General features: G+C 37.5%; 7 protein-coding genes and 5 tRNA genes. 2 read left to right on the plus strand and 10 right to left on the minus strand.

The genetic code is table 11. The features are described 5' to 3' along the window. Window positions 1-355 precede the first annotated feature (355 nt). The 4 genes from J7E26_RS16620 to J7E26_RS16635 all read right to left on the minus strand — a co-directional run bounded on the left by J7E26_RS16620 (window position 356) and on the right by J7E26_RS16635 (window position 1,798). Window positions 356-432 (minus strand) — tRNA-Pro (locus J7E26_RS16620). A gap of 15 nt (window positions 433-447) precedes the next feature. Then, window positions 448-524: transfer RNA gene (locus J7E26_RS16625), tRNA-Arg, on the minus strand. A gap of 29 nt (window positions 525-553) precedes the next feature. Further along, window positions 554-628, minus strand: a tRNA-Gly gene (locus tag J7E26_RS16630). A 939-nt stretch (window positions 629-1,567) separates the two neighbouring features. Continuing rightward, window positions 1,568-1,798 (minus strand): LexA family protein, encoded by a 231-nt coding sequence (locus tag J7E26_RS16635; protein ID WP_214803822.1) that lies wholly within the window; start codon window positions 1,796-1,798, stop codon window positions 1,568-1,570. Window positions 1,799-2,126: 328 nt separating this feature from the next. On the opposite strand from J7E26_RS16635, the gene J7E26_RS16640 reads away from it, so the two are divergent. Beyond that, window positions 2,127-2,315, plus strand: a complete 189-nt coding sequence (locus J7E26_RS16640; RefSeq protein WP_214814416.1) for a hypothetical protein — start codon at window positions 2,127-2,129, stop codon at window positions 2,313-2,315. Window positions 2,316-2,490: 175 nt separating this feature from the next. Here the strand turns inward: J7E26_RS16640 and J7E26_RS16645 are convergent, their stop codons facing one another. The 4 genes from J7E26_RS16645 to J7E26_RS16660 all read right to left on the minus strand — a co-directional run bounded on the left by J7E26_RS16645 (window position 2,491) and on the right by J7E26_RS16660 (window position 5,415). Continuing rightward, window positions 2,491-3,618, minus strand: coding sequence for a Rap family tetratricopeptide repeat protein (locus J7E26_RS16645; protein ID WP_214803825.1), 1,128 nt, complete (start codon window positions 3,616-3,618; stop codon window positions 2,491-2,493). 143 nt (window positions 3,619-3,761) lie between these two features. Next, window positions 3,762-4,154: a hypothetical protein gene (locus J7E26_RS16650; RefSeq protein WP_214803826.1), complete on the minus strand. Its 393-nt coding sequence runs from the start codon at window positions 4,152-4,154 to the stop codon at window positions 3,762-3,764. Then, the gene (locus J7E26_RS16655) at window positions 4,155-4,784 is read right to left on the minus strand and encodes a VanZ family protein (protein WP_214803827.1); all 630 of its coding nucleotides are present in this window, start codon (window positions 4,782-4,784) and stop codon (window positions 4,155-4,157) included. A 217-nt stretch (window positions 4,785-5,001) separates the two neighbouring features. Then, a complete protein-coding gene (locus J7E26_RS16660) occupies window positions 5,002-5,415 on the minus strand; it encodes a hypothetical protein (protein ID WP_214803828.1) in 414 nt (137 codons plus the stop codon). Window positions 5,416-6,048: 633 nt separating this feature from the next. On the opposite strand from J7E26_RS16660, the gene J7E26_RS18390 reads away from it, so the two are divergent. Next, window positions 6,049-6,387, plus strand: a complete 339-nt coding sequence (locus tag J7E26_RS18390; RefSeq protein ID WP_396019849.1) for a tyrosine-type recombinase/integrase — start codon at window positions 6,049-6,051, stop codon at window positions 6,385-6,387. A gap of 106 nt (window positions 6,388-6,493) precedes the next feature. Here J7E26_RS18390 and J7E26_RS16670 read toward each other — a convergent pair. Together J7E26_RS16670 and J7E26_RS16675 are read right to left on the minus strand one after the other, a co-directional pair. Beyond that, a tRNA-Thr gene (locus J7E26_RS16670) sits at window positions 6,494-6,566 on the minus strand. Window positions 6,567-6,568: 2 nt separating this feature from the next. Further along, window positions 6,569-6,643, minus strand: a tRNA-Asn gene (locus J7E26_RS16675). Window positions 6,644-6,705: the final 62 nt, after the last annotated feature.

Below are 6,705 nucleotides of genomic sequence, written 5' to 3' on the forward strand. Positions count from 1 at the left end.
AGATCATGCCTAGTCTCGTGGGCTCGGAGATTTTTATAAGAGACAGGTAGTTTGACTGACTACGCACATCGCTGTGCGATTTATTTAAAACTTTGAATTAACAGGTACGTTTTGTCTTGTTTAGTTTTCAAAGATCATCACCGCTTATTGAAGCAGCTTTATTATAGTAACATTTCGCTTCTTTTATGTCAACAACTTTTTTTATATTGTTTTTGAAGCAATTTTTTGTTGTCAGCTGTTCATCAGCGACGAATAATAATATACCATGCTTTCTCTCTATAAAGCAAGTATTTTTTTAAAAAAATAGAGAGAGTTTAAACCAGTCATATTACATTGAGTATAATGGGTTCAGAGATGGTCGGGAAGACAGGATTCGAACCTGCGACCCCATGGTCCCAAACCATGTGCTCTACCAAGCTGAGCTACTTCCCGAATTCAATAAAATTATGGCGCGCCCGAGAGGAGTCGAACCCCTAACCTTTTGATCCGTAGTCAAACGCTCTATCCAATTGAGCTACGGGCGCATTAAAATATTTCATGTCGTAAGAATGATTGGAGCGGAAGACGGGATTCGAACCCGCGACCCCCACCTTGGCAAGGTGATGTTCTACCACTGAACTACTTCCGCAAGTGTATTAATAACGCTCCATTAAAATAAAAATAACAGCTCCACAACGGGTAACTGTAATGTCAAATATTCAGTTAAGATCCCAAGCGAATCTATCCGTTCATCTTAACTATGAAGAAGCTCACTAAAAGGCTATTACAATTCCTTATGACAAAAGTTATTATATCAGGGTTTCATTAAAAGTCAATACAGTTTAGACAACTGCCAACGAATAATCCTGTTCGTCCCTTTCCCCCACCTGATTTATTCGGGGCTTTTTTCAATTATCTTATTGTGCACATTCCTTCCTCTCACATTGCACAATTTTTTCATTTACCCTGTCCAGAAAACATTTCACCGAACTTGCGGAACGAAAACTAAGTTCCTTCAACAACTCTCTATGTATCGGGGTACCCCGTACTGATTCATAAAATTTGATATCGGTCGGAAAACATTGTCTTGTCTTCTTTTCAGACTAGACATAGCTGCTTAGCCCTTTTTTATAATAGAAGGGTCGTTCGAGCTTTTCTATGAGTTTTTCTGTGCGGGAAGAAACGAGCAAAGGGGCAGTGATGTTAGTGGAGGGTTTATACATCCAATCTGAAGTGCTTTTTGACGATCTATTGAATATGGAAAGTCATCATTTGTGATCAGTGGCTCTTTCACAAACCTTTTGGCTTTCTCCATGTCTCTTCGTCAATATTTTGTACGACATCATTAACTTTCTGGTTACTCATCAAGCTCTCGGCTTGTACAGCAAAAGCCGGTGCAATCAATACAACTGTGGTTGGAAGTCGCCAGCGAAAGTCTTAGAATAGTTTGGTCGAATAAAAGCTGGTCTGGCAGGGTTTTGATAAATGACAAAACGCTTTAGACATTTAAAAAGGTGGCGAATAATCGTGTTTGCTGCCTTTCTGCCACCCTTGCCACCCATATGCCAGCTATACATACAGTTATTTCTTAATTACTTTGGGCTCTTCCTTTTAATAATCTAAGTGTCCGCGGCAAACCTACTTGCCACGTTACGTAATTCTTTTCTTTTAACCTATCCAGCAGACCTTTCACCGAACTGGTGGATCGCAAACCAAGTTCCTCCATCAACTCTCTATGTGTCGGTGCCACTCCATACTGATTTAAGAAATTTGATATTGCATGTAAAGCATCTTCTTGTCTTTTTGTAAGATTAGGCATGATTGCTGATCCCTCTCCTATAATTAGAGGGAGCCACAGCAAGAATATTGTCCATCCTGAAAGTTTTTGTCTGTATGCTTTTAAAACAGAACGCACGAATGTGTTGATTCTTGATTTGATGTACTATGATTGCTCTCTTTGAGATCGTCCCATCATTTTTTATGTAGATCATGTCCAGCACTGATTTTTCATTTAACGAACGGTTTAACAATGTATGCAAGCTGCGCCCCCTCCTTCTTTCCTTTAATTTTATACGAACTTTTGTTCTGTTTCAAGTTGAAATGGGAATGTTTGTTCTGGCATTATTTACTCGGAGGAGGCAATCTCAATGAATGACTTTGAGAGGAAAGTATACCGGATTATTTTTAATATGACCCACTTCGGAAAAAATCCCTCGCTGGATCAATTGAAGAGAAAAACCGGGAAGGATGAACGCGCTATACGGGAAGCGGTTAAGAATCTCATGAGGCAGCGTTTGTTGAAACGGGATAAGAAAAAGAACAAATGGATGTTTTGACACAGTGTAATGAGGAAATAAAAAAACCTTTTCCGAAGAAAAGGCTTAAGCTACTCATGTTTGAAGACGATCAGAGGCTATTTGAATAGTATCTTGTGTTTGTTTTTCCGCTGAGTTCACACCAAACCCACATGCTAAAGTCAATGACAGACCCAAAATAATGAAGACGCTTTTTTTAAAATTCATACAGGCACTCTCCCCTTTGAATTTGTGTTTGCGTATCAACCATTTTTTTATGATAAAAATAGGACGTTTCAAAGTCCCTTGAATCTGCGTAAACAGAAGCAGTTTCGCAGGCAATATCCTCGACATATGAGTAGTTCTTGTTCTTCTTCAGGTATTCGATCGTTTCATTAACTCCCTGCTGATCAACTGCATCTACATAAATAGCCTTTAGATACCCCTGTAATTTTTCAAAAAGCTTATCCCCTTGATACACTGCTGCCGACAATCCTTTCTTACTCGCTTGGATTGCCTCGGCCATTTTCCCTTGTTTAAAAAGGAACTTTGCATAGGAAAATAATGAATGTGGTAAATTGCTTAACTTGGCTTTTTCTGTGATTTCTACAGCCTGTTTTAAGAAGATTTCGGCTCGCTCATAGTCGCCTCTATCTCCGAAATTCGTGCCTAAATTATACAGGGCCGAACTAATTAACCTTTTATTATCTAATTCTTTCGATAATTCGAGTGCCTTTTCAAGATGCGGCTGACTTTTTTCATATCGCTTAAAGTCAATATAATTCCCTGATATGACAAAAAGACATTGAACTTTTCGCACCTTATATAGCTCATATTGATTATAAACGTCCAACGCTTGTTTGACATGGTGCATTGATACATGACTTTGCTTCATACCGTAATAAGCCTCTGCCAGTTTAAAATGAAATTCCGCTTTTTCAATTTCATCATGAACGTACACGAGTTGTTTTTCAGCTTCTCTATAGAAGCCTATTGCCTTCACATACTGTTTTTTATCAAATTCATACATTCCACGGAAAAAGAAAGAATAATAACACAGTAGACCCGAGATACCTTTATTTGATGCTTCTATTTTTTCTAGTAACTCGTCAATTCTCGGCCTTACTCGTGTGGTCACCGGTTCTAAATAATCTAACATGAGCTGGTGACGGAATTTCATGAGTGTAAAATAAATCAGTAAGTATTCATCTTCTTCCATTTCGTTTATTTCTTGTTCCACTTCCGCTTTCAAAATCTCCGCATCCGGAACGCTGAATTGACGAATCATTTTATACCATTCGTTAATTTTCACGCCCACTTGCGAAGATGACAAGGTTTGCGCCATAAAACCCCTCCCTTCACTTTGAAATTTTACCACTATTTGCATAATATGTGTAAACGAAAAAAAACCGCAAACTTATTGCGGCTATTGCGTCAATTAAAGGATACGTAAGAAATGGGGGTTCTCATTGACCCTAATTATCTCTATTAATCTCTGACAAGTCCATAGCCAACAACATATTTTCCATCATCAGCTTTTCTCATTCTAAACTGGAATTTTCCATTTGTATTCTTTACAGAGTACTTTTTTTCCACTTGCTGTTTTCCTGAAAAACTTTTAGTATCCTGCAATACCCCTACGCCCAATGTATTAGCTCTGTATAAATCAAGACTAAATTTCCCTGGAACTTCAGGGGTAATCTTAACAGTTCTCGAATGAGTTCCACTTTTCAATTCGAACAAGCCCGAATTTAATTTATATTTAAAGTCATAGTGAAAAGTATAAGTACCATAAGTACCAGCTGAAGCAGCAAACGCCACCGTTGGCACTGTAAGTGTACCTAGAAGAATAAACGATAGAAAAGCTTTTTTGGGTTTCATTTATAAATCCCTCCATAAGTTTAATAGTTTTAAATTCTTATTGTTAGGTGTGTCGACACTTCTGATCATATTGATCAATAATGGACTGACTATTTTTAATAAGCAGTAACCCATTAATACGCCCGTTGTGTTTAGGATGATATCGTCAACAACAAAACTTCGATAGGTAACCCCTAAAATTATAGAAATTATTAATTGTGTTAATTCAATCCCGGTTGAAACTGCAAAACCTAAAGCTAATGACCTGATTTTGTTAAAACGCTTCCATAGAATTGGAGCGTAAAATCCAAAGGGTAATAATAATAATATGTTACCTCCAATTTGTTTAAGTATCACATCGAAAATGTGATTTCGGTTCACCTCAAGGAGTCTATATATATCAGAGAAAGGAATAAAGTTATTTTTTTGTGCGGTGTCTGACTCTATAATCAACTGGATATAACGTTTGCTTATTGGAATAGGGAGGAACGTTTGGCTTATAACTAATACTGAATAAATAAAAAAGGATACGTAAACAATTTGTTGAATAAAAGTTGTTTCCCTTTTTCGATAACGAAAAAACATCACTACTGAGTAAATAATCAATAATGGTATCAATTGTGGCCAAGTAAATATGACGACATCTCCCAATCTTTTTCACCCCCTTTTCCTATTTCTTATATAATAGGTTCTACGTTTTTTGAGTAACATCTTCCTATAAATCCAAAATAATGAAACATTTGTCTGTTATATCTGGAGTTCTTTTCTTGGTATGGTAAGTAATAAGGAGGCTTATTGAGAGGTCTTTCTTTTTCAGATGAGGAATTTGAATGGTCAAAACAGGGCACCATAGAGAGAACCCTGTTTATCAATTTTGTTTAGTTGGATTGTTATGTTCTAGATTTAGAAACGTGATAGCTGATTTTCTGCCATTAGATTCGGTTCCCATAAGGTATGGGTCCACTCTGAAAGTTATAGTATCGCTTCCTGTAGTCTTGCCCTTTTTCCCTGGGAGCTTTGAATGGGGTAGTACAATAAACTTCATTATGAACCTTCCTTCCTTGTCAGCTGTTAATTCAACACCGTCTTGAATAGAAACAGACATTGTATCATCTTTGTAAAAATCTTCAACACTGTCTAATATATCTTTAGCAAAAAGGTCGTGCATAAAACCGTCAAATAGGTTCTGGGGAACTTTTGTGTTCTGGTCTTGTTTAGCAGCTTCTACTGTAATAGAGCTTAACGAAAAACATAAGATCACCATTACAATAATTTTTTTCATAGTAATCATCTCCTTTCACTTTAACATTTGCATTTTTATATTTCTTTATACAACTGAAGCATCTAACAACTATAAAAGCCCTCTCCCTGGGAAAAAAGAGGGCTTTTTATTACTTCAGTAAAGACTCTAATTTTGATTTCGTCTTCGGCCCGTAAATGCCATTAGCAAGGGACAACTTATTTACTTAAACTATTTTTCCATATTGACCAGACACATATCGCCGTTTACCGTCATGGATGATTCCCAATACCCTTTAGAGTTGACTGTAAGAATATTCCCTTCACCCTTCGTCTCCACTTTGTCATGAAAAACGATATCTGCTGTTTTGGCCTGTACACTAATAAAGGAAATCTTTTTGTTACTTGATGAGTATGCACCGTTGAGAAATAGGGTTATGATTAAATTTGCCTTTACCGATAGTTTTCGTAGAGGTGAGCTGTTAGCTATAGATGAGACAGATTTATTCTTTAATACGAAGGAAGTTAGAATTGATGAGTCATTGCATATACAAAAAAGAATGGATGCAGGTTTAAAGATCCAAAAAGCAATTCATTCCGTAAAGTTGTAATGCCTCCAGATATAATGCAAGAAGCAGCCTTTTTATTACGGGAAATCAAAAGGAATCGGTTAATAATGTTAGGGGAACTTTGGAGAGGAACAGACAAACTTTTATTATTCGGAGGAGATAGGGGCCAGCCTCAGTATCCAACGTCACCCAATACCTGGTGGAACAGGTTCACTAAGAGACATAAAATTAAGCCTAGTCGTCTGCACGATATGCGACACTCACACGCGACTATGTTAATAAATCAAATTGGAAAAGTGCCTGGATTAAATATTAAAGCAATTTCTCAGAGATTGGGTCACGCGAATGTACAAACTACATTGAACATCTATACTCATGCCAGCCGAGAATCGGATACATTAGTGGCAGATGCAATCAACAACTTATTAAAAACAGGAACAGTTTAAAGGTAATTGCTAATTTGCCACCTCTCTGCCACCCAATCATTTTTAGACAAAAAAAATAACAGTTCCATAACCTGCGGAAACTGTGTCAGATCAACATATTCAATTAAGCTTCCAAGCGGGCTCGAACCGCTGACCTCTTCCTTACCATGGAAGTGCTCTACCTGCTGAGCTATGGAAGCAATGGCTCCGCAGGTAGGACTCGAACCTACGACCGATCGGTTAACAGCCGATAGCTCTACCACTGAGCTACTGCGGAATAATATAAGCTTCATAAACAAAAACACGGTAGATCAAATTAAAAGCTTGGCGGCGTCCTAC

This window comes from Bacillus sp. ISL-51, from assembly GCF_018613535.1.
Lineage (GTDB): Bacteria > Bacillota > Bacilli > Bacillales > Bacillaceae > Bacillus.